The sequence below is a fragment of the Streptomyces sp. NPDC111628 genome (genome assembly GCF_055635195.1).
This window is the reverse complement of sequence record NZ_JBVKBZ010000006.1, coordinates 646,260-672,088: the sequence shown is the minus strand read 5'-3', so window position 1 is coordinate 672,088 and position 25,829 is coordinate 646,260. Positions and strand designations below refer to the sequence as shown.

The following is a 25,829-nucleotide window of genomic DNA, read 5'->3' as shown; positions in this document are numbered from 1 at the left end:
GTTCCCTTCGGTCCACGTCGGATCAGCCTGCCCCGGCTTACGACGTTGCCGATGAGGCAACCCCGCACCGCAGGTCTAGACCTACGCGTGCAGGTCTAGACCTTAGCGAAGGAGTGGGGGCCGTCAAGGGGGCGCACACCATCCCCGGCCCTGCGGCGTGCGACAACTACCGCGGCTGGGGGGCCTCTTGTGCCGGGCGGCCCCGCGTAGTGGGCTGTCGGCCATGAAGAAGAGAAGCATGGCGGCCCTGACCGCACTCCTGGTCGTGGTCCCCCTCGTTGCGGCGGCGCCCGGTCAACGGGCCGAGGCCGCTGATTCCCGGCCCGGCGATTCGGCGCGATCCGCCGAGTCGACGCTGGTCAAGGGAGTGAATCTGGACACGGTGACGATCCCCGAACTACAGGCGCGCATGAACCGGGGATCGCTGTCCTCGCTCAGGCTGACCCTCGCCTACCTGCGGCGGATCAAGGCCGTCGACCCCAGGATCAACGCGGTGCTGCGCACCAGCCCGACGGCCCTGCGCCAGGCGGCCGCCAGCGACGTCAGACACCGCCTCGGCAGGGCCCGTGGCCCGCTGGACGGCATCCCCGTCCTGCTCAAGGACAATGTCAACACCCGTGACATGCCGACGACCGCCGGGTCGCTGGCCCTCGCCGGGAGCCCACCGGACACCGACGCGGTCCTGGTCGGGAAGCTGCGGGCGGCCGGCGCGGTGATCCTCGGGAAGGCCAACCTCTCCGAGTGGGCCAACTTCCGCGCGGCCAAGCCGACGTCGGGGTGGTCGGCGGTGGGCGGGCAGACGAACAACCCGTACGTCCTGGACCGCAACCCCTGCGGATCGTCCTCGGGTTCGGCCGCGGCGCTCGCCGCGTCGCTGGCGCAGGTGGCGATAGGAACCGAGACGGACGGCTCCATCGTGTGCCCCGCCGGGATGAACGGCGTGGTCGGCCTCAAGCCCAGCCTCGGCGTGGTCAGCCAGTCGGGCGTCGTACCGATCTCCGCCGAGCAGGACACGGCCGGCCCCATGGCCCGCAACGTGATCGACACCGCGCTCACACTCTCGGTGCTGAGCGGCCGTGACACCGTCCGCACCGACGACGCTCCGAGCCTCACGGACGCGGTCCACCGTCCCGGCACGCTGCGCGGCAAACGGATCGGCCTGTGGCGGCTGCCGTCACTCGGCGCCGAGGTGGACGCCCTCATGACCCGTACGGCCGACCGGCTGACCGCGGCGGGGGCCGAGGTCGTCGAGGTGAGCCTGCCGTACCAGGAGCGACTGGCCGAACTCGAGTTCCCGGCGCTGCTGAGCGAGTTCCACCGGGACATCGACGCCTATCTCGCCACCCGGGGCGGGCCGCGGGACCTGGCCGAGCTGATCGAGTTCAACCGCACCCACCCGCAGGAGCAGAGCTGCTTCGCCGGTCAGGAGCTGTTCGAGCAGGCGCTGGCCGCACCGTCCACCACCGATCCGGAGTACCGGGCGATGCGCGCGGAGTTGACCGACCTTTCCCGGCGGTCCATCGACGAGGTCATGGCCACGCACGACCTGGACGCCATCGCCTCCCCGGCGAACCCGCCCGCGTGGACCACCGACTGCGCGCGGGGCGACAACGACGTGATTCCGTCCTCCACCCCCGCGGCGGTGGCCGGGTACCCCTCGCTGTCGGTGCCCGCCGGGTTCGTCGGTGAACTGCCGGTCGGGCTGCTCCTCATGGCCGGTGACCGCCAGGACGTCGAACTGCTGTCCCTGGGTGCGGCGGTGGAGCACCGGCTGGACGCCTGGCGGGCGCCCCGGTACCTGCCTACGGCACCGTCCGGCACCTCCCGCTGAGCCCGGGCGGACCGGCGAGCGCCATGTCGTCGAGCGGCCGCTCGACGAAGTCGCTCGCCGGTGTGCAGCTGACCTTCTCCTCGCCCGCGAGCAGTGATCTCCGGCTGCACCCTGCGCATGTCCCCCGTGCGTTCGTGTCCTCTCCCGACCACTGCAACGTATCGGGACAAACATCCCTTATGTGTCCGACACGCACCTTTCGATCATTACCCCTATTTATGCTGGAAGCAGGGCCAAGACCTCACGCTTCGGCCACCTCGCCGTACAGCTGGGAGAGTTCGGGCACACCGTCCTCCGCCCACGCATGGCCGTTCGCCACCACGTCGAACTCCCGGCCGGAGGCGAGCCGGACCACCGGCTGCCCGTCGGACCGGATGCTCCAGGCGGCGCCGGGCACGGTGCACACGATGACGGTGCCGAGGTACAGACCGGCGTCGTTGCCGAGCCAGGTCTGGATCTCCTCGTCGCTGCGCCAGCGCGGGAGCACCTGGTCCAGCTGTTCCAGGGAGAGCGCGGAGTCGTCGAGCCGGACCCCCTCCCGCAGCGCCTGCGAGCGCAGCAGATCGCAGTCGGCGAGCAGCTCGCCGATGCCCTCCGCATCGTGCGCCCGGTGATCTTCGCGCCGCTTGCCCAGGAAGGGGAAGTTCATACCTCCACACTGTCATTCGTACCGCCATGTGCACCACAGGGCACGCGGAAGGCGTGTGTGCGGTGGGTGAGCGGTGCGTGTGCGGTGGGTGAGCGGTGCGTGCGGCTACAGGTCCAGGTCCACCACGACGGGCGCGTGGTCCGAGGCGCCCTTGCCCTTGCGCTCCTCGCGGTCGACGTAGGAGTCGGTGACCGCCTTGGCGAAGGGCTCGTTGCCGTACACCAGGTCGATGCGCATGCCGCGGTTCTTGGGGAAGCAGAGCTGGCGGTAGTCCCAGTACGTGAAGGGGTGGTCGTACTTCAGCGGGCGCGGGACCACGTCGGACAGACCGGCGCCGCGCAGTGAGGCGAGGGCGGCGCGCTCGGCCGGGGTGACGTGGGTGGCGCCCTCGAAGGCCGCCCGGTCGTAGACGTCGTCGTCCTCCGGCGCGACGTTGTAGTCACCCATCACGGCGAAGGGGCGGCCGCCGGCGGCGTCGCCCTCGACGGCGGCACGCAGGGCCTCGAACCACTGGAGCTTGTAGGCGTAGTGCGGGTGGTCCACCTCGCGGCCGTTGGGCACGTACACCGACCAGACGCGGGCCGGGCCGCAGGTGGCGGAGATCGCCCGGGGCTCCTGGACGCCCTCGTAGCCCGGGTCGCCGGGCAGGCCCTTGACCACGTCCGCCAGGCCCACGCGGGAGAGCACCGCCACCCCGTTCCACCGGCCGGTGGCGTGGACCGCCGCCTCGTAGCCCGCCTCGCGCAGGGCGTCGAAGGGGAACTGCGCCTCGGCGACCTTGGCCTCCTGGAGGCACAGCACGTCGGTGCCGCTGCTCTCCAGCCAGGCGAGCAGCCTCGGCAGGCGGGCGGTGATCGAGTTCACGTTCCAGGTCGCGATGCGCATGTCCCACAACCTACCGGGCGGGACTGACAACGCGGTCCAGCCCCGGGCGGGGCCTCAGAGCAGCGCCGAGTCGCCGGGGGTCAGCCGCAGGTGTTCGGAGCCGCCCAGTTCGCCGATCTGGCGGTCGTAGATCGGGCGGGCGAGGTCGGTGAGGAGCGCGTCGTGGATGTCGTAGGCCCGCCGCGGCCCGACCTCGCGGACGTACTCGATCACTTCGGCGATCTTGTTCCACGGGGCCATGACCGGCAGCATCAGTGTCTCGACCGGGTGGTCGGGGACGGTGAGGGCGTCGCCGGGGTGGAAGACCTTGCCGCCGTCCACGAGGAAGCCGACGTTGGTGATGCGCGGGATGTCCGGGTGGATCACGGCATGCAGCTCGCCGTGGACCTGTACGTCGAAACCGGCGGCGGTGAAGGTGTCGCCGTGCCCGACGGTGTGGACACGGCCCGGGAACGCCGCCGAGATCTTCTCCGCGACCGACTTCAGCGTCCAGATCACCGCGGCCGGGTTGTCCTCCATGGCGGCGCGCAGCCGCAGCTCGTCGAAGTGGTCCGGGTGCTCGTGGGTGACGAGGATCGCGTCCGCGCCGAGGGCCGCGTCCTCCTCGCTGAACCCGCCCGGGTCCAGGACGAGCGTCTGCCCGTCCTTTTCCAGGCGGACACAGGCGTGCGACTTCTTGGTGAGCTTCATGATTCCATCCTGCCGCCGCACGCCCGCTCCCTGCCCGAGGGGCCTACTCCGGTGGTGTCGTCTCCTCGCGGATGACCTGCTGGGCCACCCGGAACGCGCCGTTCGCGGCCGGTACGCCGCAGTAGACGGCCGCCTGGAGCAGCACTTCCTTGATCTCGCCCGGGGTGAGGCCGTTGCGCAGGGCGGCCCTGAGGTGGGGCGCCAGCTCGTCCAGGTGGCCACCGGCGACGAGGGCGGTGAGGGTGACACAGCTGCGCGAGCGCCGGTCGAGGCCCGGCCGGTCCCAGATCTCCCCCCACGCGTAGCGGGTCAGGAACTCCTGGAAGTCCCCGGAGAACTCGTCCGCCTGCGCGAGCGTCTGGTCGACGTACCCGTCCCCGAGGACTTCGCGGCGCACCTTGAGCCCCGCGTCGTACGGGTCGGGCCGCCCCTGTGCCTGCTGCGGCACGACGGGGGCCGGGGCGATCTCGGCGATGGGCGCGACCTGCGGCGGCGGAGCCGGCACCGGCTGAACGGGGGCGGCGGGGATCCCGGCGGCCGGGACCGGGACCTGGTGTGCCGTGGGGTGGGCCGGGACCGGGATCTGGCCGGTGGAGGTGGCGTCGTGGGCGGCCTGCCAGGCGGTGGTGAAGTGCCGCACCAGCAGGTCGGTGACGGCCGCGGGCTGCTCGACGGGGACCAGGTGGGAGGCCCCGGGGACGACCGCGAGGCGGGCGTCGGGAATGCCGGCGACCAGCGTGCGGGCCTCGGCGGGCCCGGTGACCTGGTCGTCGGAGCCGACGAGGACCAGGGTGGGTACGCCGACCCGGCCGAGTCCCCCGCGCACGTCGAACGCGGCGAGGGCCTCGCAGGCGGAGATGTAGCAGCCGGGGTCGGTGGTCCGCACCATCTGCACGGCCCACTCGGTGATCGCGGGCTGGGCGGCCGCGTACCCGCCGGTGAACCAGCGCTCCGGGGAGCTGCGGGCGATGGGGTCGAGCCCGTTGGTACGCACGATCACGCCGCGCTGGCGGAACTCGTCGGCCGTGCCGAAGCGGGGCGAGGCGGCGATCAGCGCGAGGGAGGCCACGCGCTCCGGGTGGCGCAGGGCCAGCTCGATGCCGACGGCACCGCCGAAGGCGCAGCCGGCGTACCCGAAGCGCTGCACGCCGAGTCCGTCGAGGGTGGCCAGCAGACGCGTGGTGAGTTCGGCGACGGACCCCGCCGGGTGGGCCGGGGCGCCACCGTGTCCGGGCAGGTCGAACCGGAAGACCCGCCACTGTTGGGTCAGTTCGGGCACCTGGCGGTCCCACATGTGCCAGGTGGTACCGAGGGACGGGCCCAAGATCAGGACTGGTAGGTGTTCTGGCCCGTCAAAGCGGTATTGCAGCGTCTCGGTCTTGCCTTCGGTCACGGGTTCACACCTTCATCTGTCACGATCAGTCACACGCCCCCTGCGAAACCTCCCCATGCCTCCGCCGCCGGAAGCGGGTACGCCACGGCTGGCTGCACGTACCACTTCTTCGTCGTCTTCACGTTCGTGTGTCCGGCCCACCTGGCGAGCAGGTGATCCGGCACCCCGTTGGTGGCGAAGTACGTGAGGCAAGACGCCCGAGCATCGTACAGACGGACCCTGCGAAGGCCGTTTGCGTCCATTATTTCGTAGGCCCGCGTTCGAAGCTGCCGACCGTTCCGCGCGCACCCAAGTTCATCCACGAGGACCTACCCGCCCCCGACGTTCCACTGGCGATGCTGAGCGTGGCTGCGTCCAGGTCGATGTCCGGCCACCGCAGACCGCAGATCTCCGCCGGACGGAGCCCCATCCGCCTTCCCGCCCCGCACACGGCCACCCTGGAGAGCCCACCCCTTGAGGATGGCCATGGCCTGTTCGCCGAGGCAACGGATTTTGGCGTGGGTGGTGTTGTGGCAGCGCTTCCACCGCTTGAGGCGGCGGCCCCGAAACGGGACACCTGCTTCGCCCCCATGGTCGTCTTGGGCTACGGTCGTGCCCCGTGTCTGCGAGGGAGTGGTGCTGATGCCCCGCCATGTACTGGCCGCGATGGGCATGGACGGCAGGGAGATCGCGCGAGAGGAGCGCCCCGCCGCGCCATCGCTCGCATGGGTCGCCGCGTACGGAGATGTCCATGCCTGCGACTACGTGACCGTCTCCCAGGGGGCGTCCGTCGCGCTCTACGCCCGCGATCCCGGAGGCACGTGGGACGCTGTGAGCCCCGGGACCGACGCGGTGACCGCCGACGAGATGCGCCTGTGGTTCGAGCTCACCCACCACTACCCGGGCCCAGACGGGGCGGACCCGAGCCATCCGCTGGGCAGGGCTCCGCAACCGGGTGCGGTCGGACGCATCGACGAGCGTCGCGCCATCGCCCTGGTCCAGGAGCACATCGCCACCGGCGGCCTGGACTACCCGACCCAGAACCTGGTGGCGGATCGGTTCGCCGCGGGCTGGAGCGTATACGCGCCCGTCGACGTCGACGACAGCGATCCCATGGCCTTCCTCGACATGCCCGTCGGCCGTTCGGTGTTCATGGTCGGCGACACCGGGCGCATCAAGGAGGTCAACTCCGCGATCCCGCCCGGACAGGCCGACGCCCTGTTCACCGCGGAGGAGGCCTTCGTACGGCGTCCGCCCGCCGAGGAGACGTTCATGAACGACCTCAAGGCGGAGTTCGAGCGCCTCGATGCCCGGTCCGGGCAGCCGGGCGCGATCACCGACTTCACCGTCGTCGGCACCCCGCCCGAGGACATGACGTCGGCCCGCGTGACCGCGCTGACCGACGAGATCGCCCGCCAGCTGGCGCTGTGCGGACCACAGCGGTGGGAACGCATGGTGGCGGCATTCTCCTGCGCCGTCTCCGCCGAGACGGCCGATCTGTGCTTCTGGCAGCACGAACGGCCCGTGGAGGCACGGGTGCCGGAGCAAATAGCCCTCCTCGTACGCCGCCAGCGCCACCTCGCGGCCGCCATGCCGGCCGGACCGTGGCTGCGTCTGATGGTCGCCGTCACCAAGGGGCCCGGCGGCCAGGCCCAGGTCTCCACCCAGTACGACTACGGTGACGAACGGCTCCCCGACGGGCAGTTGCTCGCCCCCAGGCACTACCGCAACGACCTCGCCGCCTACCCGCGGGCCGGGGTACCGGCGTGGCTGCGGACCTATGCCGGGGCGAACGGCCGGCGCACGGCCTCCCCGCACACGGCGCCTCCGCGATCCGCACCCCCGCTCCAGGAGGCCCCCGAGCGCCCCTTCGTGGACAGTCTGGTCGGCTGGACGACACACGTGGTCGCCGACCAGCAGCGCATCACGTACGGCGGTGACTCGCTGACCTGGGAGGAGATCGAGTGGGTCCGGTATCCCGTCTCGCGGACCAAACACCAGGGCTTCCTGTTCCCCTCCATGTACACCAATACGTACACATTCGGCGTGGGCAGATACGGGAACTCACCGAAGAGCCTGGAAAATCTGACCTGGAGCAAGGGCGGTAAGCGGGCCGAGGCCCCCGAAGCGTGGCTGGCCCTGGTCGAGTTCGCGCAGCGCGTCCTCGAGCCCCGACTGCTCGCGCAGCGTCTCGACCTGATCCGGCGCGGCGGGTCGTTCACCATCGGCGAGATGCGCGTGCACCGCGGCGGGCTCACGCTGCGCGGGGTCATGGAGGCCGATTGGGGTTCGCTCACGGACGTCAAGGTCGCGGACGGCCTGGTGTGGATCCACGAGCGGGGCAGGCACCAGCCCGTGAGGGTGTCCCTCGGCAGCGCCAACGCCGTACTCCTGCCCCACATCGTCGCGGTCATGGCCGGCTGAGCCGCGGCTATCCCTGCAGGCGCCCCGAGACCTGCGTGATCTCCTCGGCGCCCAGCGGGTACGGGCTGCCGTACAGCAGCGGACCGGCGACGACCGCGGGACCGGTTACGGGCGCCGCGCCGTGATCGGCCAGGAGCCGGCTGGCCACGGGGTTGGGCGGGCCGGAGCGTGCCCGACCCGGGCCGTCCTCGGCGTACCAGAGGGTGAGCTCCTCACCGAGCTTGGTGGAGCGTATGTGCTCCGAGCCGAGAAGACGAGCGACCTCCTGCACGAGATCCATCCCGTACGAGGCGGTCTCTACTTGCTGGATGCCCCTGTCGGACACCAGCAGCAGGCCGGACGTCGCCTTGTTGCGCTTGAAGAGTCCCATCCCGCTACTCTACGGACGCGGTCACTTCACCTGCCACCCTCTTCCTTGGCCCCGTCACGCGTCGGCCCCTCCCCGCGCGCGGTCCTCCTGGCAGTCCGCACCTGTGGAGCCCTGAATTTCGCCCGACAGAGGTGCGCCTTCGCCCGGGGGCGAGCGGGAACTGGCCGTCGAGATCCTCCGCAAGATCGCGTCGATGGACAACGAGTCACTCAGCGACGGCCCGTAAGCCCGGTACGCAATGGGCCACCCCGGAGCGAGGAAGGACTCACGCCTTGACTCACCACGCCCTGCGCATCGCACCTTCATCGACGCCCCCACAGGATTCCGGAGCTTCGTCCGCCACGGGGACGGGGCCGGTCATCGGCCGCGCCCTGTGCAGCCTCGGTGCCTTCACTGCACAGCGTCCCCACCTGCCCCTGAGCGAGCTGGCCCGGCGATCAGGTCTGCCCGTGTCCACCGTGCACCGCATGGTGGGCGATTTGCTCGTGTGGGGTGCTCTGGAACGCGACGCGCAAGGCCGCTGTCGCATCGGGCTGCGGCAGTGGGAGGTCGCGTCCTTGGAACCCGTACAAGAGGAGGCCATCGCGCGGAAGATGCCCCGGCACGCCCCGTTCACCCTCACCGACAGCTGCCGACTCAGGGCGGTCCTCGCCCAGGCACGCACGTGCGGCGCGGCAACGGCGGCTGCCTCGCCGAGCTCTGGGGGCGGCGCGGCGAGCAGACCCCGCCGCCGCTGAGGCCCGGCGACACCGTCACCCTCACCGTCGAGGGCATCGGCACGCTCGCCAACGGCGTCGTCCCCGGTGTCGAGCCCGTCCCGTTGCCTTCCGGCCGGCGCCGGACCCGGGAGCGGCCGTGAGCGACCTGCGCCCCAAGAGGCTGACCGGGAAGGTCTCGTCGTCGTCACCGGCGCGGCAGATGGGCAGGGCGCCGCCGAGGCCGAGTCGCTCACCCGGGAGGTGCCCGCGTCATCGCCACCGACGTGAGGGGGCGCCCGGCTGCCGACGCCTCGACGTCACCAGCGAACAGGACTGGGCCCGCGCGGTATCCGCGTCAACACGATCCACCCCGGCTGCATCGAGACCGGGACGCCCGCTCCGTCACACGGTCCGTTCGGGGAGCGTCGGGAGGAGCTTCTCCGCGAGGTCGAGGAGGACGCTGTCGTCCGGGAGGGTGCCGGACGTGCTCCACACGGTGATGTCGTAGTAGCCGCCCGGGTCCTTTCCGTCGAGGGCCACGGTCAGGGTTCGGGCCAGGGGGCCCTGTTCCACCGGTCCGCCGGACCCGCCGCTCCCCAGATTGATCTCGATCCTCATGGTGTGGTCCGAGGCGAGTACCGCCGGTCGGCCGAGAACGGAAAGGGTCTTGACGTCCGTCTCCTCGCCGTACTTCATCAGCTTCACGTACTGGGCGATCGACAGCTTGTTGTACGTGACCGAGACGTGCACGGTGTACGTGTCGAACTGGACCTCCGCCTCCGGCTGGGCGACCTTCCCGTCGGTCAGGGGAGCGGTGTTGCTGCTGCCGGACGCCGCGGTCGCCGTCTCCGTCGGGGTTCCGAGGAGCTGGGCCAGGTCGGACCTGTTGAGCGCCGCGCACAGCTCGCCGCCGGTCACGGCCCGGGGCGTCTTCTTGTAGGCGGCCGGCAGCTCCTCGCCCTCCCCGCCGGGGCACGAGACGGCATGCGGCGCGCCGGCGTCCTCGGAGGGCAGCAGGCGCGGGCCCAGCCACAGCGCGGCTCCGAGCGCCGCGAACACGGCCACGGCCGCGGCGGCCTGGCCCCACGCGTTGGGTTCCTTCTCCTCGGCGGCCGGGGCGGGACGCCGCTGCTCCGCCGGAGGCTGCGGCTGCGGCTGCGGCTGCGGCGGGACGGCAGCAGTATCAGACACCGTCGGTGTCGCCGACCCCGTCCCGTCCGCCGCGGCCACCGGGCCAGGGCTCCGTCGGGCGCGCAGGGCCTGGACCACTGTGTGCACGCGCACCGCGGTGAACACCAGGAACGCCGCGCCGATCCCGGCCGGGACCCATTCGCCGTCGCGGAAGGCGAGATACATGAGGCGTACGCCCAACACGGACCCGACCACGATGAGCAGGGGCTCGCGGACCCAGAAGGGCAGCAGGCGGATGAGGAAACCGAGCATCCGGCGATCTCACCAGGCCAAGATCACACTGGCTGTGACGGAGGCCACAGTTCCGGCTCAGGACTCAACCGTGACCAACCGCTGCGCAGGGGGTGAGCAGCCTGAAGCCGGATCCACCCGCGGCCGTTTGTCTAGACCTATTTTGTCTAGACCTCTTGTCGTGCCCAGATCGGCGGGCTACGTTTCCCGCTGTTCGGAGTTCTCCACGTTTCCTTCAATTCCCCTGATGGGCAAGGCTGGAAGGAGCATGTCCGCATGCAGGACCGGAGTCTGTCCAGACGAGCCGTCATCGCCTCCGCGACCGCCGTCGCCGCGAGCGCGGCGGGCGTCGTAGGTGCCGCGGCCACCCCCGCGATCGCGCACGGGCGCGACCGGCGCCTCAAGAGAATCGTCTCCCGGATGAGCGTCGAGGCGAAGATCGGCCAGCTGTTCGTCCCGTACTTCTACGGTACGTCCGCGACATCCCCCAGCCAGTTGGACCAGGACCGCAACCTCAAGGAACTCGGCGTCCGTACCGTGGCCGAGCTCATCGCCAAGTACCACATCGGCGGTGTCATCTACTTCCACGGCTGGACGAACAACATCCAGGACCCCCAGCAGATCGCGGACCTGTCGAACGGTGTGCAGCGGGCCTCGCTCGCCCTGCCCACGCCCATTCCGTCCCTGATCTCCATCGACCAGGAGCACGGGGTCAACGTCCGCATCGGCAGCGGCGCCACCCAGTTGCCGGGCGCGATGGCGCTCGGCGCGGGCCGCTCGCTCTCCGACGCGCGCACCGCCGGGCGGATATCGGGCACCGAACTCGCCGCCCTGGGCATCCATCAGAACTTCGCCCCGGTCGCCGACGTCAACGTCAATCCGGCCAACCCCATCATCAACATCCGCTCCTTCGGCGCCGACGCCCGCGAGGTCGGCCGCATGGTAGCGGCCCAGGTGACGGGATACCAGCAGGTCGGCGTCGTGGCCTGCGCCAAGCACTTCCCGGGCCACGGGGACACCGGCCAGGACAGCCACACCGGTCTGCCGGTGATCACCCACACCCACGAGGAGTGGGAGCGCATCGACGCCCCGCCCTTCAGGGCCGCGATCGCCGCCGGTGTCGACTCGATCATGACCGCGCACCTCCAGGTCCCCGCGCTCGACCCCAGCAACGACCCGGCCACCCTGTCGCCCGCGATCCTCCAGGGGGTGCTGCGCGACGAACTCGGCTTCGACGGTGTGATCGTCACGGACGCCCTCAACATGGAAGGCGTGCGCACCAAGTACGGCGACGACCGCGTGCCGGTCCTCGCCCTCAGGGCCGGTGCGGACCAACTGCTGTTCCCGCCGGACATCGACGTCGCCTACCAGGGGGTCCTGGCCGCCGTCCGCGGCGGTGAGATCACCGAGGAGCGGCTCGACGAGTCGGTTCTGCGCATCCTTCGTGTCAAGGACAAGGCCGGCCTGTTCGACGGGAGCCCCTACACCTCCCCGAAGGAGGTCGACCGGGTCGTCGGCGCCCGCAGGCACCGGCTCGCCGCCGCGCGGATCGCCGAACGCACCACCACCCTGCTGGTCAACGAGGACGAGGCGCTCCCGCTGCACCGTCGGCAGCGAAGGCTGCTCGTGGTCGGCGCCAGCCCGGCCTTCCCGACCGACGACACCCGCACCACGGTGCCCGAACTGGCCGCGGCCTTCGACGAACTGGGCTACCGCACCTCCCACCTCGCCACCGGCCGGGCGCCCGACGCGGCAAAGATCGACGAGGCGGTGGCCGCGGCACGCGGACGGGACGCGGTGGTCGTCACCACCGACAACGTCAGCGCCACCAGCGCCCAGCGCACCCTGGTGTCCCGGCTGCTCGCGACGGGAGTGCCGGTCGTCCACCTCGCGGTCCGCAACCCCTACGACATCGCCCACCTCGGCGACGTCCGGGCCTCGCTGGCCTCCTACTGCTGGACCGAGGTCGAACTGCGCGCCGCAGCCCGGGTGATCGCCGGCCGGGTCGATCCGCGCGGCAAGCTGCCCGTACCCGTCCAGCGGGCGGACGACCCGGCCGAGGTCCTCTTCCGCCTCGGGCACGGCCTGTCGTACGACGACCGCCGGGGGCGCTGACGACCGCCGCCTCCATCTCTGACTGACACGACAGTCAGGGTCTCAACGGGCCACTGTTCCAGCGGTTTTCCCTTCGAGCGTGTTGAGTTTTCCGCAACACGTGTCTAAGGTCGTGGCCCGTGGAAACCGACGACGTCCTCGACGGCGCACCGAACGCCGACACCGCCGCCCGCGTCCGCGAGGTCATCGCGGCCGCGGGCGTCAGTCAGCGCGAGTTCGCGCGCCGCGTCGTCATGGATCCGTCCAAGCTGTCGCGTTCGCTCAGCGGCACCCGCCGCTTCACGGTCGCGGAGCTGGCCCGGATCGCCGACGAGGGCAAGGTCGACGCGGGCCGGCTGCTCGGCACCCGGTCCCGGGAGAAGGCCACGCCACCGGCGACCGGTGTCGAGGGCGGGCGACCGCTGCAGATCGTCCGCGAGACGGTCCGGCTGATCGCGGAGCACGGTTTCCACGCGGTGCGGGTCGCCGACATCGCCCGCGCCTGCGCCACCAGCAGTGCCGCGATCCACTACCACTTCCCGGGGCGCGCCGAACTCCTGGAGGCGGCCGTGCGCTGGTGCATGGACGAGGACACCGCGCGCCGTGCCGCCCGTCTCGCCGAGGCGGACGACGCGGCGGCGGAGCTGTCCCAGCTCATCGCGCTGCAGACGCCGCGCACCGCGCAGCAGCGCCGCCAGTGGGCGGTGTGGCTCGACCTGTGGGCCGAGGCCGCCCGCTCCACCACGGTGGGCCGTCTGCATTCCGAGTACTACCGGCAGTGGCGCGAGACCGTCGCCGACGTCGTACGCCGAGGTGTCGGACAGGGCGTCTTCCGCGCCGGGCTCGATCCGCAGGCGGCGGCACTGACGCTGACCGCTCTGATCGACGGCCTGGCGACGCACGTCCTGTCGGTGAGCGGGCCGGCGTCCGCCGGTGCCGCGGACGCGATGCACACGGCGCTGACCACCCACGTCAACGACACGATCCTGGCCCCGTAGCTCAAGAGCTGCGGAATCCCCTGCCCTGGCCCATATCCCCCGGGAGGCCCCCGCATGCCCATGACCGAGAACGTCATCATCACCTGCGCGCTCACGGGCGCCGGCGACACCGTCCGCAAGAGCCCCCACGTCCCCGTCACCCCGGAACAGATAGCCAGGAACGCCGTGGAGGCGGCCGCCGCCGGAGCGGCCGTCGTCCACATCCATGTGCGCGACCCGGAGACCGGTGATCCGTCCCGCGACCCGAAGCTGTACCGGGAGGTCGTCGAGCGCGTCAAGGAGACCGGCACCGACGTCGTCATCAACCTCACCGCCGGCATGGGCGGCGATCTGGTCATCGACCCGGACGACCCGCTCACCCACCTGCCCGGCACCGACCTCGTCGGCGGTCTGGAGCGCCTTCCGCACGTCGAGGACCTGCTTCCCGACATCTGCACGCTGGACTGCGGCTCGCTCAACTTCGGCGACGGCTCGAACCTCTACGTCTCCACTCCCGACATGCTGCGCACGGGCGCGCGACGCATCCAGGAGCTGGGTGTGCGGCCCGAGCTGGAGATATTCGACACCGGTCAGCTCTGGTTCGCCAAGCAGTTGCTCGCCGAGGGCCTGCTCGACGACCCGACCGTGTTCCAGCTGTGCATGGGCATCCCGTGGGGCGCGCCCGCGGACCCCGGGGTGCTCCAGTCGATGGTCAACATGCTGCCTGACGGCGCGCGTTGGGCGAGCTTCGCGCTCGGCCGGATGCAGATGCCGTGGGTCGCGCAGTCGATCCTGCTCGGCGGCCACGTCCGGGTGGGCCTGGAGGACAACCTGTACCTCGGCCGGGGCAACAGGGCGACCAACGCCCAGCTCGTCGAACGGGCCGTGACCCTCACCGAGTCGATGGGCGCCCGCGTCGCGACACCGGACGAGGCCCGCGCCACGCTCGGCCTCAAGCCGCGCAAGTAGCCCACCGCGACCACGAAGGACCCCCTCATGACCTCACCCGAGAACGTCCGCCGCGTCGCCTGTGTCGGCGCCGGAGTCATCGGCGGCGGCTGGGTCGCCCACTTCCTGGCGCGCGGCTACGACGTGACCGCCTGGGACCCGGCGCCCGACGCCGGACCGAGGCTGCGCCGCCTGGTCGAGGCGGCGTGGCCGACGCTCACCCGGCTCGGCCTCGCCGAGGGCGCGTCGACCGACCGGCTCACCGTCACCGGCACCCTGGAAGAGGCCGTCGCCGCCGCCGAGTTCGTCCAGGAGAGCGCGCCCGAGAAGCTCGCTCTCAAGCGCGATCTGCTGGCCCGCCTGGACGCGGCGACGCCGCCCGGCGTCGTCATCGCCTCGTCCACCTCCGGCTATCCGATGACCGACATGCAGACGACGGCCGCGGACCCCTCGCGCCTGGTCGTCGGCCACCCGTTCAATCCGCCCTACCTCATCCCGCTCGTCGAGGTCGTCGGCGGCGAGCACACCGACGCGACGGCGGTGGCCTGGGCATCCCGCTTCTACGAGGTCGCGGGCAAGTCCGTCATCACGATGGACCACGAGGTCCCGGGCTTCATCGCGAACCGCCTCCAGGAGGCGCTGTGGCGCGAGGCGCTGCACATGGTGGCCGGCGGCGAGGCGACGGTCCGGGACATCGACCTGTCGATCACCGAGGGCCCCGGGCTGCGCTGGGCGGTGATGGGACCGATGCTGACGTTCGCGCTCGCGGGCGGCGAGGGCGGCATGGCACACATGCTGGACCACTTCGGTCCGTCCCTGAAGTCGCCGTGGACGCGCCTGGTGGCGCCGGAACTGGACAAGGAGTTGTACGACGCGGTGGTGGCCGGCTGCGACGAGGCGGCGGACGGCCGTTCCATCGCCGACCTGGTGGCCGAACGCGACCGGGGCGTCGTCGAGGTACTGCGCGCCACCGGCCGCCTGAGCCCCGAGGAGGACTCCCGATGACCGGGCTCCCGCTGCTCCGCAGCACGGTCCGCCCGGAGTGGATCGACTACAACGGCCATCTGAGCGAGGCCTACTACGTCCTCGTCTTCGGTCACGCCACGGACGCGCTGATGACCGGGACGGGCCTGGACTCCGGCTACCGCGAGTCCACCCGCTGTTCCCTCTACACGGTCGAGTCCCACGTCCGCTTCCTCCGCGACGTGCCCGAGGCCGCTCATCTGGCCGTCCGGACCCGTGTGCTGGGCGCGGCGGCCCGCAAGGCGCGTTTCACGCACGAGATGTACGTGGTGCCCGGCCCCGACGCGGAGCCGGCGCCCGACGCGGCCGCGGTCGCGACGTCCGAGCTGCTCGCGGTCCACGTCGACCAGCAGGCGGGGCGCGCCACCGAGTTCCCGGAGCCGGTGCGGCGCCGCTTCACGGAGCTGACCGAGCCGCCTCCTCACTGGGCGGGCCGCTCGATCCCCGCCGTGGCCTGAGGCGCGGGGGACCGTCGTCGCGGCGGTCCCCTCCGTCCGCCGACCCGTTGCTCTCGCCGAGGAAGCCCCCCGACTGGTGCCGCCACAGCCTGGCGTAGGCGCCGTCCGTCGCGAGCAGCTTCTCGTGGGAGCCCTGCTCGACGACGCGTCCTCGGTCGAGGACGACGAGGCGGTCCATGCCGGCGACGGTGCTCAGGCGGTGGGCGACCACGAGGGCCGTACGCCCGTCCATCAGCCGCCACAGGGCGTCCTGGACGAGGAGTTCGCTCTCCGAGTCGAGCGCGCTGGTCGCCTCGTCCAGCAGCAGGACCGGGGCGTCGCGCAGGATGGCCCGGGCGAGGGCGACGCGCTGGCGCTGGCCGCCGGACAGTTTCACCCCCCGCTCCCCCACCAGTGTGCCGAAGCCGTCCGGGAGCTGGTCGGCGAACTCGGTGACGTGCGCGGCCGCGGCGGCCGCGTGGATCTCCTCGTCGGTGGCGCCGGGCCGGGCGAAGGCGATGTTGTCCCGCAGGCTGCGGTGGAACATGGCAGGTTCCTGGGGGACGTAGGCGATCAGCGAGCGCAGGTCGCTCTGGCGCAGCAGGCTGATGTCCTGGCCGCCGATCAGGATGCGTCCGCGGTCGATGTCCGACATCCGCAGCAGGAGCCGGGTGAGCGTGGTCTTGCCGCCGCCGGACCTGCCGACCAGGCCGATCCGGGCGCCCGCGGGCACGTCCAGGTCGAGTCCCCGGAAGATCGGCTTCGCGCCCGCGTGGGCGAAGGTCACCGCCTCGAAGCGGATGCCGGAGTCCCGCGGCACGAGGGGTACGGGTGCGTCGGCGTCGACCACGGTGGGCGGGTCGAGCAGCAGCTCGGTGAACTGGGCGGCCTCGGTCATCGAGCTCTCCAGCCGCCGGTAGATCTGGTTGAACTCGAACATGATCTGGGTGGCGTTGGAGTAGTAGGTGAAGGCGACGACGACCTCCTCCACCCCCTGGCCCGGGCCGCCGAAGGCGATGGCGACCAACAGACCCAGGACGTTGGTCAGTACGGACATGGGCGCGATCAGGATGTCGACGCGCAGGTTGCCGTAGTCCCACGATCTCAGCGTCAGGCGCCGGGAGTCCGCGACCCTGCTGCGGTGTTCGGCCGCCTCCCGCTGCTCGGCCGCGAACGCCCGGACCGTCTCCATGTTCATGAGGCTGTCGGCGACATGGCCGGAGACCCGGGCGATCGCGGCCTCCCGGTCGTTGACGAGCCGTTGCCTGCGCCGGATCAGCGGTGTCGCGGCCACCACCGTCAGCGCGATCATCAGGAACAGGCCGACGACAAGCATCGGTTCGTAGCTCCACAGGACCACGGCACCGAACACCAGGGGGACGAGACTGCCCACGATCCGGTACGTCACCGTGTCGACGAAGTCCTCGAAGCGCTTGCCGAAGCTGAGCACCCGTTTGGTCAGGGAGCCGGCGAAGTTGTCGTGGAAGAACGCGGCGTCCATGGCGAGGAGTTCGTCCATGCCGCTCACGTACAGGTGCTCCATGCCGAGGGCGTCCACGCGGTTCAGGCAGTGCTGCCCGACCCGCCAGACGGCCTCGGCGAGCAGCAGCGTCAGGCCGAAGCCCAGCACGTACGGCAGCGCCCGGCCGAGGGTGAGACCGCCGTCGTCGGCGGCCTGTCCGGCCAGCTTGGCGATCAGCAGGGGCGCGATGTAGCGGATGCCGATGTTGCCCACGGCCGGCAGCAGCAGCGCGGGCAGGGCCAGCCGCCGCAGGCGCAGCAGTTCCCGGCCGTAGTGGCGCAGCGCCAGGACGACCGCGCTCCTGCCCGGCGCCGGTCCTCGCGTGTCTGTCGTCACCGTCACACTCCCGGAGGTTCGGAAGCCGGAAGTCTCCCGTCGGACGGGGGCCACAGTCCAGGCATTTAACCCGGACCGGCGAGAACCGGACACCGTGCGGCCGGTGCCGGGGCTGTCTACGCCCCCGGGTTCGGGACGACCTCCCTAAGGACGTCGTCCACCGGGGTGGCGTGCACGCCCAGGATCTTCCCGGTCTCCGAGTGGTCGACGACGAACGGGTGACCGGGCTCGAGGGGTCGGCGCACCCGCGAGTCCGGCGAGCCGTCCGGCCAGTTCCCGCACCGACAGGGTCGAGGTGGGGACGTGCCAGGCCCGGCCGTACGCCTGCTCGGTGCGGCTCGCGGCGACCAGCGTGCGGGCGGTGTCGCCGATCGCGGAGCAGCTGTGCGGCACGTCGAGTTCCTGGGGCACCAGGGCAAGCCTGCCGGCCAGGACCGGCCCCTGCACCATGAGGCTGAACACCGAGAAGGCGCCGGCACCGTAGAACTGGGCGGCCCGCACCTCGGTGACCTTCACCCCCGAGGCGGCGGCCTCCTCCCACACCCGCGCTCTGGCCCGCCCCTTGGGACCGGTGGCGGCCAACGCGGCCGCGCGGCTCGCGGTCGTCCCTCCCGTACGGCCGGGCGGCCAGTCCCAGTTCATCGAGACCCCGATGCCGCCGGAGCGCGGTACGTCCTTCGCCCCCACCCGTGCCTGGGCGCTCGAACACCCGGACCGCCCGCTCACCCTGACCGACCTGGCGCGGCACGCCGGGACGAGCGTGCGCACCCTCACCCGGCGCTTCCACGCGGAGACCGGACTGAGCCCCCCGCAATGGCTGTTGCACCGGCGCGTCGACCGGGCGAGGGAACTGCTGGAGACCACCCGGCTGCCCATGGACCAGGTGGCCCGCAAGAGCGGTCTGGGCAGTGCGGACTCCCTCCGCAAGCATCTGGTCGCCCGGATCGGGCTGACGCCCACGGCCTACCGCGCGAGCTTCAACCCGTCGGGCACGCGCGCGGACGTGTAGCCGCGCGTCACCCACTTCTGCAGGTGCGGGGCTCCGGCCAGCAGGTTCCGGTAGGCGTGGACGGCATGGTGGTGGAGGGCCTCGACGACCGGCGCTCCGACCAGCTCCCGGCGCCACAGGAGCAGGTGCCGCTGCCACAGGGGATCTCCCGCCAGCGGCTTGACCAGTACCCCGTCGACAGGACACACGGTGGGCTGGACGAGCGCCACCCCGAGGCCCTTGGCGATCATCGACTGCAACTGGTCGAGTACGTGGAACTCGTGTGTGTCGGTGGGCCGGAACCCCGCGGCCCGGCAGGCGTCGTAGAAGGCACCGGGCCAGCCCACTCCGTCGTCGTGGGAGACGAACCAGGTGTCCTCGGACAGTTCCTCCAGCGGGACCTCGATGCGGTGCGCCAGCGGATGGCCGACATGCAGGGCCACGAAGACCGGCACGGTGTTGATGGCGCGGTGCGCGAGCGCGGCGGAGTACCGCACCGGCAGCCCCGGGTAGTCGACGCCCAGGGCGGCGTCGAGTTCGCCGGCCTCCAGAAGCCTGAGGAGCTCGCCGGTGGCGTAGACGCTGCTGACGGAGACCGCGAGATCCGGGCAGGCCTCACGGAGGGCGTCCAGGAGCGTCGGCACCACCGGTGTGTTGGTGACGCCGAGCCGGAGTCTGCGGACCGGCGCGGGCGGGCCGCCCGTCCTCCGTCGCCGTCCCAGAGCATCGGCGCGGGTGACGATCTCGCGGGCCTGGCTCACGACGTCGGCCCCGTAGGCGGTCAGCTCCACTCCCGTGCTGCTGCGCGCGAACAGCCCCTCGCCGAGCAGTCGCTCGATCCGGCGCAGTTGGGTGCTCAGCGCCGGCTGGGTGTACCCGAGCGCGGCCGCCGCCCGTCCGACGCTCCCGGAATCGGCGATCGCGCACAGCACACGCAAGTGGCGCAGCTCCAGCTCCATCGGTACACCTCGTCGTGTGGCGGGAACGGGCGTCCATTATGCGTTCGCCGGCCGGCCGGCTCCGGGCCGGGAAGCCGAAGGTTATGCATGGTCCGCGTGTTCTCTTATGCCCGGGCCCGTTGTCCGGCCGAATCCGCCGTGGAAATCTCGACTCCGCCTCCTGGCCCTTCTGGAGAGCCGGACGAGAGCAAGGGAGTCACCGGATGACAGAGCTGAACGCCTTCGACGGCGGGTGGGCGGACACGGGCCGCAGTCTGCCGCTCCTGGCGGGGGCGGCGTACGCGTCCAAGCGGCGCTCGGCGGTGTCCGAGCGCTTCCCTGGTGAACGCGTCGTCGTGCCGGCGGGCGGGTTGAAGGTCAGGAGCAACGACTTCGACTACGCCTTCCGGCCGCACTCCGCGTTCGTCCATCTCACCGCCGAACTCGGGGCGCATGCGGTGCCCGACAGCGTCCTCGTCTTCGAGCCCACCGGAATCGGGCACACGACGACCCTGTTCACCCGGCCGCGGTCCCCGCGCGACGGTGGACCGAACGGCGCGGAGTTCCACGGCGACCGGCGGTACGGCGAGTTCTGGACCGGTCGCCGCCGGACGCTGCAGGAGACCTCGGCCGCGCTCGGCATCGAGGCCGCCGGGCGCGACGGCCTGGAGCGGGCCCTGCGCGGGAGGGTACCGACCCGTGTGCTGCGCGGCGTGGACGCGCACGTCGACGCGACGGTGGCCCCGAATCCCCGCGCCGATCTCGAACTCGACGAGTTTCTGGCGGAGTTGAGACTGGTCAAGGACGAGTGGGAGGTAGCGCAGCTGCGTGCGGCAGTGGACTGGACGGTCGCCGGTTTCCAGGACTCCGTCGGTGAACTGCGTCAGGCGACGCGCCTCGCCCGGGGGGAACGCTGGATCGAGGGGACCTTCAACCGGCGCGCCCGGCTCGGGGGTCACGGACTGGGATTCGAGACCATCGCGGCGGCCGGTGCCCACGCCTGCGTCCTGCACTGGACGCGCAACCACGGCCCGGTGCGGGACGGGGAGCTACTCCTGCTGGACGCAGGCGTGGAGGCCGACTCCTTCTACACCGGGGACGTCACCCGGACACTGCCGGTCGGCGGCCGCTTCACCGATGTCCAGCGCCGGGTCTACGACCTGGTGTGGGCCGCCCAGTCGGCCGGGATCGCCGCGCTCAGGCCCGGGGCGCGGTACGGCGACTTCCACGAGGCCGCGATGCGCGTCGTCGCCGAGGGACTCGACGCGTGGGGCCTGCGGCCGTACGGCAGCACGTCCGCCACCGCCGAGTCCGACCTGTACCGCCGGTACACCCTCTGCGGCTCGGGGCACATGCTGGGTCTCGACTGCCACGACTGCGCCGGTGCCCGCCGGGAGACCTGTCCGGACGGTGTGCTCGAGGCCGGTCACGTCCTCACCGTCGAGCCGGGACTGTACTTCCAGCCCGACGACCTGACGGTGCCCGCGGAACTGCGGGGCATCGGCGTACGGATCGAGGACGACTTCCTCGTCACCGCCGACGGGGCCGTGTGTCTGTCGTCCGAACTGCCCCGCGGCGCCGACGAGGTGGAGACCTGGATGGCGTCGCTGCGCTGACCGGGCGACCGGGCAGCGCGGGCCCGCACCGACCGTCGACACAACGTGACATTGTATAGTGGGAGGTCATTGGCTGGTCGGACGCAGGAGCACGGATGCCGCATCTCAGGTCCCAGGCGATCTCCGTCCAGACCCATCTGCGTGACCAGGTCGGCGACGCGCTCCGGGCCGCCCTCATCGCCGGTGACCTGCGTCCGGGTGTCGTCTACTCCGCCCCCACCCTCGCCGCGGAGCTGGGCGTCTCCGCGACTCCGGTGCGCGAGGCCATGCTGGACCTCGCCAGGGAGGGCCTGGTCGAAGCGGTGCGCAACAAGGGCTTCCGGGTCACCGAGATGACCGAGCGGGACCTCGACGAGTTCACCGAGATCCGGACGCTGATCGAGGTTCCCACCGTGGGCCGCGTCGCCGCGACGGCGACCGCGGAGCAACTGGAGGCGCTGCGCCCGCTGGCACAGCAGATCGTCACCGCGGCCCGGAAGCACGACGTCCTCAAGTACCTCGAAGCCGATCACCGGTTCCACCTGGAGCTGCTGGCTCTGGCCGGCAACCACCATCTCGTGGAGGTGGTGGCCGATCTGCGCAAGCGCTCGCGCCTGTTCGGGCTGGGCAGCCTGAACGAGACGGGGCGGCTGGTCGCCTCCGCCCAGGAGCACGTCGACCTCTTGGACCTGATGGCGGCGGGCCGCGGCGGCGAGGCCGAGGAATGCATGCGCCGCCATCTTGCGCACGTCCGCACCCTGTGGGCGGACGGCAGGACGAACGCCGGGGACTGAGCCGAGAGGGCACTCAAGTCCCCCTCTGTCACGGGCCACTTGGTGATGACGTAAACCGTTGGGCCGTGATTCCGTCAGGCCGCTTTTCATGCCATGTCACATGTGCAATGGTACATGGCACAGCAATGGTCATGCTCACTTCAATCCATCGTGATCCCCACTCTCATGGGAGGCACAGTGAGAACGTCATCTGTCCGGCGGCGTCTGGGAGCGGCCCTGCCGCTTGCCCTGACCGTCGCCATGGGCGTCGGTCTTCTGGCGCAGCCGGCCGCTGCCCAGCCCCCGACCCCCGTCTCCGCCGCACGGGCCGCGCACACGGGACAGCAGCACGCCGGTCCCCCGCCCGTGGCCCAGTCCGTCACCGCCCCGACCGAGCATGTGGGCAAGGGGCGGCTGACGGCCTCGGCGATTCCTCCGCTGGCGGCGAGCAAGGACGCGCTCAAGCAGTCCTACGGACAGCACGAAGAACCCGCGGAACCGCGGGCCGCGGACCGGAAGAAGACCACCGCCGCGGCCGCCGCGTGCGACGTCTCCGCCTTCACCACCCGCACCGGCAGCGCACTGGTGCGGCAGATCGAGTCATCCACGACCGACTGCGTCAACACCCTGTTCAACCTGACCGGAAGCGACGCCTACCAGGCATTCCGCGAAGCGCAGATGACCACCGTCGCCTACGCCCTGCGCGACGGTTCGGCGTCCTACCCCGGCAACGCGAGCACCGGCATGCCGCAGCTCGTGCTCTATCTCCGCGCCGGCTACTACGTGCACTACTACAACGCCGACACGGTGGGCTCCTACGGCAGCGGCCTGCAGACGGCCATACGCGCGGGGCTCGACGCCTTCTTCGCCAGTCCGCACTCCCGAGACGTCGGCGACGCCAACGGTGAGACCCTGGCGGAGGCCGTGACCCTCATCGACAGCGCCGAGGAGAACGCCCGCTACATCCACGTCGTCAAACGGCTCCTGGCGGACTACGACTCCTCCTGGAACTCCTCCTGGTGGATGCTCAACGCGGTCAACAACGTCTACACGGTGACCTTCCGCGGTCACCAGGTGCCCGCGTTCGTGAGCGCCGTCGAGTCGGATCCCAGCCTGATCGACGCCCTGTACGGCTTCGCGACCGGTCACCTCGCACTCCTGGGTACGGACCAGTCCTACCTCACGTCCAACGCCGGACGTGAACTCGGCAGGTTCCTGCAACACTCCGCTCTGCGGAGCAAGGTCCGCCCGCTCGCCGCCGGCCTGCTGAGCTCGAGCGCGATCACCGGTGACACCGCCCCGCTCTGGGTCGGCGTGGCCGAGATGACCGCCTACTACGACCCCGCCAACTGCTCCTCCTACGGCACCTGCGACCTGCCGGCGCAGCTGGAGAAGGCCGTGCTGCCGGTGACGTACACGTGCAGTTCCAGCATCACCATCAGGGCCCAGCAGATGTCCTCGGGCGAGCTGTCGTCCAGTTGCGACAGCCTGCGCGGCCAGGACGCCTACTTCCACTCGGTCGCCCGGGACGGCGGGCCGGTCGCGGGCGACAAGAACGACACGATCGAGGTCGTGGTCTTCGACTCGAGCACCGACTACCAGACCTACGCCGGTGCCATGTTCGGAATCGACACCAACAACGGCGGCATGTACCTGGAGGGCGACCCGTCGGCGACCGGCAACCAGCCGCGCTTCATCGCCTACGAGGCCGAATGGCTGCGGCCCGACTTCCAGATCTGGAACCTCAACCACGAATACACCCACTACCTCGACGGCCGCTTCGACATGTACGGCGACTTCAACGCCAACATCACCACCCCGACCATCTGGTGGGTCGAAGGTTTCGCCGAGTACGTCTCCTACTCCTACCGCGGCGTTCCGTACACGGAGGCGATGACCGAGGCCGGCCGGGGCACCTACGCCCTGAGCACCCTCTTCGACACCACGTACAGCCACGACACCACCCGCGTCTACCGCTGGGGCTACCTCGCCACGCGGTACATGCTCGACAAGCACCGCGCCGACCTGGACACGGTGCTCGGCCACTACCGCGCCGGCGACTGGAACGCCGCCCGCGCCTACCTGACCGGCACCATCGGCACCCGCTACGACGACGACTGGTACACCTGGCTGGCGGGCTGCGCCGCCGGTGACTGCGGCGGGGGCACCAACCCGCCCGGCAACCAGGCACCCGCCGCCGCGTTCACCACCGACGTACAGGGCCTGAAGGTCGCCTTCACCGACCGGTCGACGGACCCCGACGGCACCATCGCCTCCCGTTCCTGGGACTTCGGCGACGGCACCACTTCCACCGCCGCCGACCCGGGCAAGACGTACGGCACCGCCGGCGCCTACACGGTGCGGCTCACCGTCACCGACGACAAGGGCGCGACCGCCACCGCGACGAGGACGGTCGCCGTCAGCGGCGGCACCGGCACCGAGTGCGCCGGCACCGACACCAGGGAGCTGGGTCAGAACTGCCGGCGGAGCGGCCAGTCCGCCACCACCGGGAACTACGCGTACCTCTATCTCTACGTCCCGGCCGGCACCACGCAGCTGACGATCACCACCTCCGGCGGCACGGGTGACGCGGACCTGTACTACAGCGACAGCGGCTGGCCGGGCACCACCGGCTACACGCGGCGTGACACGGGCGTCGGCAACAGTCACACCCTGACCGTCGAACACCCGGCGGCCGGCGCCCACTACATCAGCCTGTACGCAGTGGACGGCTTCGACGGGGTGACCGTCGCCACCGGTTACTGACCCGGCGCGGACCCGGCGCGGGAACGACCGACGCACCGAGGCCCGGGGTGGCGCGAAGCCGCCCCGGGCCACAGGCATGGGTCCCGTGCTCAGAGGGTGAAACCCGCCGGGTAGGGGTCCGAGGGGTCGAGCAGGTACTGCGCGGTGCCGGTGATCCAGGCCCGGCCGGTGACGGAGGGCAGGACGGCCGGGCGGCCGCCGACCGTCGTCTCCCCGAGGACCCGCCCGAGGAAGCGGGAGCCGATGAACGACTCGTTGACGAAGTCCCGGCCGGCCGGCAGCAGGCCACGGGCGTGCAGTTGCGCCATGCGGGCGCTGGTGCCCGTGCCGCAGGGCGACCGGTCGAACCATCCGGGATGGATCGCCATGGCGTGCCGTGAGTGCTCCGCGGTCGAGCCGGGCGCTTCGAGGTAGACGTGGTGGCACACGTCGATGTCCGGATTCTCGGGGTGGGACACCGGGTTCTGCTTGTTGATGGCGTCCATGACGGCCAGTCCGGCGTCCAGCAGCGGCTGCTTGTGCGCCCGCTCGAAGGGGATGCCGAGGTCGTCCGTGCGGACGAAGGCGTAGAAGTTGCCGCCGTAGGCGATGTCGTAGCGCACTTCCCCGTGTCCGGGGACGTCGACGACCTGGTCGAGTGCGTGACAGTAGGACGCCACGTTCTCCAGGGTCACCGACTCGGCGTGGCCGTCGCGCACCCGTACCCGGGCCGTGACCAGTCCGGCCGGGGTGTCGAGCCGGACCACGGTCTCCGGCTCGGTCACCTCGACCATGCCGGTCTCGACCAGGACCGTCGCGACACCGATGGTCCCGTGCCCGCACATCGGCAGGCAGCCGGAGACCTCGATGAAGAGCACGCCGTAGTCGGCGTCCGGCCGGGTGGGAGGTTGCAGGATGGCCCCGGACATCGACGCGTGTCCGCGCGGTTCGCACATGAGCAGGGTGCGCAGGTGGTCGCGTTCCGCCACGAACCGCTGCCGCCGCTCGGCCATCGTGGCGCCGGGGAGGACGCCCACCCCGCCCGTGATCACGCGGGTGGGCATCCCCTCGGTGTGCGAGTCGACGGCGTGGTAGCAGACCGTCGAACGCAT

21 protein-coding genes and 2 pseudogenes are annotated in these 25,829 nt (G+C 71.2%); 13 read left to right on the top strand and 10 right to left on the bottom strand.

What is annotated here, in order from left to right; translation table 11 throughout:
* The first annotated feature begins 223 nt into the window (after positions 1 to 223).
* Positions 224 to 1,831: an amidase family protein gene (locus tag ACZ7MF_RS32430; protein WP_471481825.1), complete on the top strand. Its 1,608-nt coding sequence runs from the start codon at positions 224 to 226 to the stop codon at positions 1,829 to 1,831.
* A gap of 241 nt (positions 1,832 to 2,072) precedes the next feature.
* Here ACZ7MF_RS32430 and ACZ7MF_RS32425 read toward each other — a convergent pair whose 3' ends face one another.
* The 4 genes from ACZ7MF_RS32425 to pcaDC form a co-directional block, all read right to left on the bottom strand.
* Positions 2,073 to 2,480 carry a DUF6278 family protein gene (locus tag ACZ7MF_RS32425; RefSeq protein ID WP_471481824.1) on the bottom strand — a complete coding sequence of 136 codons (408 nt, stop codon included), beginning with the start codon at positions 2,478 to 2,480 and terminating at the stop codon, positions 2,073 to 2,075.
* 105 nt (positions 2,481 to 2,585) lie between these two features.
* Entirely contained in the window at positions 2,586 to 3,365 is a 780-nt protein-coding gene (locus ACZ7MF_RS32420) for an exodeoxyribonuclease III (protein ID WP_471481823.1), read from the bottom strand.
* Between the two features lie 54 nt (positions 3,366 to 3,419).
* A complete protein-coding gene (locus tag ACZ7MF_RS32415) occupies positions 3,420 to 4,055 on the bottom strand; it encodes an MBL fold metallo-hydrolase (RefSeq protein ID WP_471481822.1) in 636 nt (211 codons plus the stop codon).
* Positions 4,056 to 4,098: 43 nt separating this feature from the next.
* Entirely contained in the window at positions 4,099 to 5,448 is a 1,350-nt protein-coding gene (gene pcaDC, locus ACZ7MF_RS32410; RefSeq protein ID WP_471481821.1) for a bifunctional 3-oxoadipate enol-lactonase/4-carboxymuconolactone decarboxylase PcaDC, read from the bottom strand.
* A 621-nt stretch (positions 5,449 to 6,069) separates the two neighbouring features.
* On the opposite strand from pcaDC, the gene ACZ7MF_RS32405 reads away from it, so the two are divergent.
* Positions 6,070 to 7,851, top strand: coding sequence for a hypothetical protein (locus tag ACZ7MF_RS32405; protein ID WP_471481820.1), 1,782 nt, complete (start codon positions 6,070 to 6,072; stop codon positions 7,849 to 7,851).
* A gap of 7 nt (positions 7,852 to 7,858) precedes the next feature.
* On the opposite strand, the gene ACZ7MF_RS32400 is transcribed toward ACZ7MF_RS32405, so the two are convergent.
* Complete coding sequence (locus tag ACZ7MF_RS32400; RefSeq protein ID WP_471481819.1) at positions 7,859 to 8,221, bottom strand: hypothetical protein; 363 nt, start codon at positions 8,219 to 8,221, stop codon at positions 7,859 to 7,861.
* Positions 8,222 to 8,352: 131 nt separating this feature from the next.
* On the opposite strand from ACZ7MF_RS32400, the gene ACZ7MF_RS32395 reads away from it, so the two are divergent.
* Together ACZ7MF_RS32395 and ACZ7MF_RS32390 are read left to right on the top strand one after the other, a co-directional pair.
* Entirely contained in the window at positions 8,353 to 8,958 is a 606-nt protein-coding gene (locus ACZ7MF_RS32395; protein ID WP_471481818.1) for a helix-turn-helix domain-containing protein, read from the top strand.
* Positions 8,895 to 9,080: pseudogene (locus ACZ7MF_RS32390) on the top strand (fumarylacetoacetate hydrolase family protein); the annotation flags it as partial. The gene ACZ7MF_RS32395 and the pseudogene ACZ7MF_RS32390, both read left to right, overlap by 64 nt.
* 241 nt (positions 9,081 to 9,321) lie before the next feature.
* On the opposite strand, the gene ACZ7MF_RS32385 reads toward ACZ7MF_RS32390, so the two are convergent.
* Positions 9,322 to 10,362 (bottom strand): DUF6215 domain-containing protein, encoded by a 1,041-nt coding sequence (locus ACZ7MF_RS32385; RefSeq protein ID WP_471481817.1) that lies wholly within the window; start codon positions 10,360 to 10,362, stop codon positions 9,322 to 9,324.
* 255 nt (positions 10,363 to 10,617) lie between these two features.
* On the opposite strand from ACZ7MF_RS32385, the gene ACZ7MF_RS32380 reads away from it, so the two are divergent.
* From ACZ7MF_RS32380 to ACZ7MF_RS32360, 5 genes are all read left to right on the top strand, one after another.
* Entirely contained in the window at positions 10,618 to 12,456 is a 1,839-nt protein-coding gene (locus ACZ7MF_RS32380) for a glycoside hydrolase family 3 protein (RefSeq protein WP_471481816.1), read from the top strand.
* A gap of 119 nt (positions 12,457 to 12,575) precedes the next feature.
* Complete coding sequence (locus ACZ7MF_RS32375) at positions 12,576 to 13,433, top strand: TetR/AcrR family transcriptional regulator (protein ID WP_471481815.1); 858 nt, start codon at positions 12,576 to 12,578, stop codon at positions 13,431 to 13,433.
* A gap of 54 nt (positions 13,434 to 13,487) precedes the next feature.
* Positions 13,488 to 14,381: a beta-keto acid cleavage family enzyme gene (locus ACZ7MF_RS32370; protein ID WP_471481814.1), complete on the top strand. Its 894-nt coding sequence runs from the start codon at positions 13,488 to 13,490 to the stop codon at positions 14,379 to 14,381.
* Between the two features lie 27 nt (positions 14,382 to 14,408).
* A complete protein-coding gene (locus ACZ7MF_RS32365; protein WP_471481813.1) occupies positions 14,409 to 15,365 on the top strand; it encodes a 3-hydroxyacyl-CoA dehydrogenase NAD-binding domain-containing protein in 957 nt (318 codons plus the stop codon).
* Positions 15,362 to 15,841 carry a thioesterase family protein gene (locus ACZ7MF_RS32360; protein WP_471481812.1) on the top strand — a complete coding sequence of 160 codons (480 nt, stop codon included), beginning with the start codon at positions 15,362 to 15,364 and terminating at the stop codon, positions 15,839 to 15,841. The genes ACZ7MF_RS32365 and ACZ7MF_RS32360 overlap by 4 nt, the downstream gene beginning before the upstream one ends.
* Here ACZ7MF_RS32360 and ACZ7MF_RS32355 read toward each other — a convergent pair.
* Together ACZ7MF_RS32355 and ACZ7MF_RS32350 are read right to left on the bottom strand one after the other, a co-directional pair.
* Positions 15,780 to 17,678, bottom strand: a complete 1,899-nt coding sequence (locus ACZ7MF_RS32355) for an ABC transporter ATP-binding protein (protein ID WP_471481811.1) — start codon at positions 17,676 to 17,678, stop codon at positions 15,780 to 15,782. The genes ACZ7MF_RS32360 and ACZ7MF_RS32355 overlap by 62 nt on opposite strands.
* Positions 17,679 to 17,822: 144 nt before the next feature.
* Positions 17,823 to 18,194 carry a Rossmann-fold NAD(P)-binding domain-containing protein gene (locus ACZ7MF_RS32350; protein ID WP_471481810.1) on the bottom strand — a complete coding sequence of 124 codons (372 nt, stop codon included), beginning with the start codon at positions 18,192 to 18,194 and terminating at the stop codon, positions 17,823 to 17,825.
* Between the two features lie 61 nt (positions 18,195 to 18,255).
* Here ACZ7MF_RS32350 and ACZ7MF_RS32345 point away from each other — a divergent pair.
* A pseudogene (locus tag ACZ7MF_RS32345) lies at positions 18,256 to 18,687 on the top strand (GlxA family transcriptional regulator); the annotation flags it as partial.
* Here the strand turns inward: ACZ7MF_RS32345 and ACZ7MF_RS32340 are convergent.
* Entirely contained in the window at positions 18,642 to 19,625 is a 984-nt protein-coding gene (locus ACZ7MF_RS32340; protein ID WP_471481809.1) for a LysR family transcriptional regulator, read from the bottom strand. The pseudogene ACZ7MF_RS32345 and the gene ACZ7MF_RS32340 overlap by 46 nt on opposite strands.
* A gap of 203 nt (positions 19,626 to 19,828) precedes the next feature.
* Here ACZ7MF_RS32340 and ACZ7MF_RS32335 point away from each other — a divergent pair, with 203 nt between their 5' ends.
* From ACZ7MF_RS32335 to ACZ7MF_RS32325, 3 genes are all read left to right on the top strand, one after another.
* Positions 19,829 to 21,220 carry an aminopeptidase P family protein gene (locus ACZ7MF_RS32335; RefSeq protein WP_471481808.1) on the top strand — a complete coding sequence of 464 codons (1,392 nt, stop codon included), beginning with the start codon at positions 19,829 to 19,831 and terminating at the stop codon, positions 21,218 to 21,220.
* A 95-nt stretch (positions 21,221 to 21,315) separates the two neighbouring features.
* Complete coding sequence (locus tag ACZ7MF_RS32330) at positions 21,316 to 21,993, top strand: GntR family transcriptional regulator (RefSeq protein WP_471481807.1); 678 nt, start codon at positions 21,316 to 21,318, stop codon at positions 21,991 to 21,993.
* Positions 21,994 to 22,170: 177 nt separating this feature from the next.
* Positions 22,171 to 24,738 carry a collagenase gene (locus tag ACZ7MF_RS32325; protein ID WP_471481806.1) on the top strand — a complete coding sequence of 856 codons (2,568 nt, stop codon included), beginning with the start codon at positions 22,171 to 22,173 and terminating at the stop codon, positions 24,736 to 24,738.
* Between the two features lie 89 nt (positions 24,739 to 24,827).
* Here ACZ7MF_RS32325 and ACZ7MF_RS32320 read toward each other — a convergent pair whose 3' ends face one another.
* The gene (locus ACZ7MF_RS32320; RefSeq protein WP_471481805.1) at positions 24,828 to 25,829 is read right to left on the bottom strand and encodes a proline racemase family protein; all 1,002 of its coding nucleotides are present in this window, start codon (positions 25,827 to 25,829) and stop codon (positions 24,828 to 24,830) included.

What these genes read in the sequence shown, in the direction of transcription:
- ACZ7MF_RS32430 (WP_471481825.1), top strand. Translation starts at nt 224, where the DNA reads ATGAAGAAGAGAAGCATGGCGGCCCTGACCGCACTCCTGGTCGTGGTC.
- ACZ7MF_RS32425 (WP_471481824.1), bottom strand. Translation starts at nt 2,480, where the DNA reads ATGAACTTCCCCTTCCTGGGCAAGCGGCGCGAAGATCACCGGGCGCAC.
- ACZ7MF_RS32420 (WP_471481823.1), bottom strand. Translation starts at nt 3,365, where the DNA reads ATGCGCATCGCGACCTGGAACGTGAACTCGATCACCGCCCGCCTGCCG.
- ACZ7MF_RS32415 (WP_471481822.1), bottom strand. Translation starts at nt 4,055, where the DNA reads ATGAAGCTCACCAAGAAGTCGCACGCCTGTGTCCGCCTGGAAAAGGAC.
- ACZ7MF_RS32405 (WP_471481820.1), top strand. Translation starts at nt 6,070, where the DNA reads ATGCCCCGCCATGTACTGGCCGCGATGGGCATGGACGGCAGGGAGATC.
- ACZ7MF_RS32400 (WP_471481819.1), bottom strand. Translation starts at nt 8,221, where the DNA reads ATGGGACTCTTCAAGCGCAACAAGGCGACGTCCGGCCTGCTGCTGGTG.
- ACZ7MF_RS32385 (WP_471481817.1), bottom strand. Translation starts at nt 10,362, where the DNA reads ATGCTCGGTTTCCTCATCCGCCTGCTGCCCTTCTGGGTCCGCGAGCCC.
- ACZ7MF_RS32380 (WP_471481816.1), top strand. Translation starts at nt 10,618, where the DNA reads ATGCAGGACCGGAGTCTGTCCAGACGAGCCGTCATCGCCTCCGCGACC.
- ACZ7MF_RS32370 (WP_471481814.1), top strand. Translation starts at nt 13,488, where the DNA reads ATGCCCATGACCGAGAACGTCATCATCACCTGCGCGCTCACGGGCGCC.
- ACZ7MF_RS32365 (WP_471481813.1), top strand. Translation starts at nt 14,409, where the DNA reads ATGACCTCACCCGAGAACGTCCGCCGCGTCGCCTGTGTCGGCGCCGGA.
- ACZ7MF_RS32360 (WP_471481812.1), top strand. Translation starts at nt 15,362, where the DNA reads ATGACCGGGCTCCCGCTGCTCCGCAGCACGGTCCGCCCGGAGTGGATC.
- ACZ7MF_RS32340 (WP_471481809.1), bottom strand. Translation starts at nt 19,625, where the DNA reads ATGGAGCTGGAGCTGCGCCACTTGCGTGTGCTGTGCGCGATCGCCGAT.
- ACZ7MF_RS32335 (WP_471481808.1), top strand. Translation starts at nt 19,829, where the DNA reads ATGACAGAGCTGAACGCCTTCGACGGCGGGTGGGCGGACACGGGCCGC.
- ACZ7MF_RS32330 (WP_471481807.1), top strand. Translation starts at nt 21,316, where the DNA reads ATGCCGCATCTCAGGTCCCAGGCGATCTCCGTCCAGACCCATCTGCGT.
- ACZ7MF_RS32320 (WP_471481805.1), bottom strand. Translation starts at nt 25,829, where the DNA reads ATGCGTTCGACGGTCTGCTACCACGCCGTCGACTCGCACACCGAGGGG.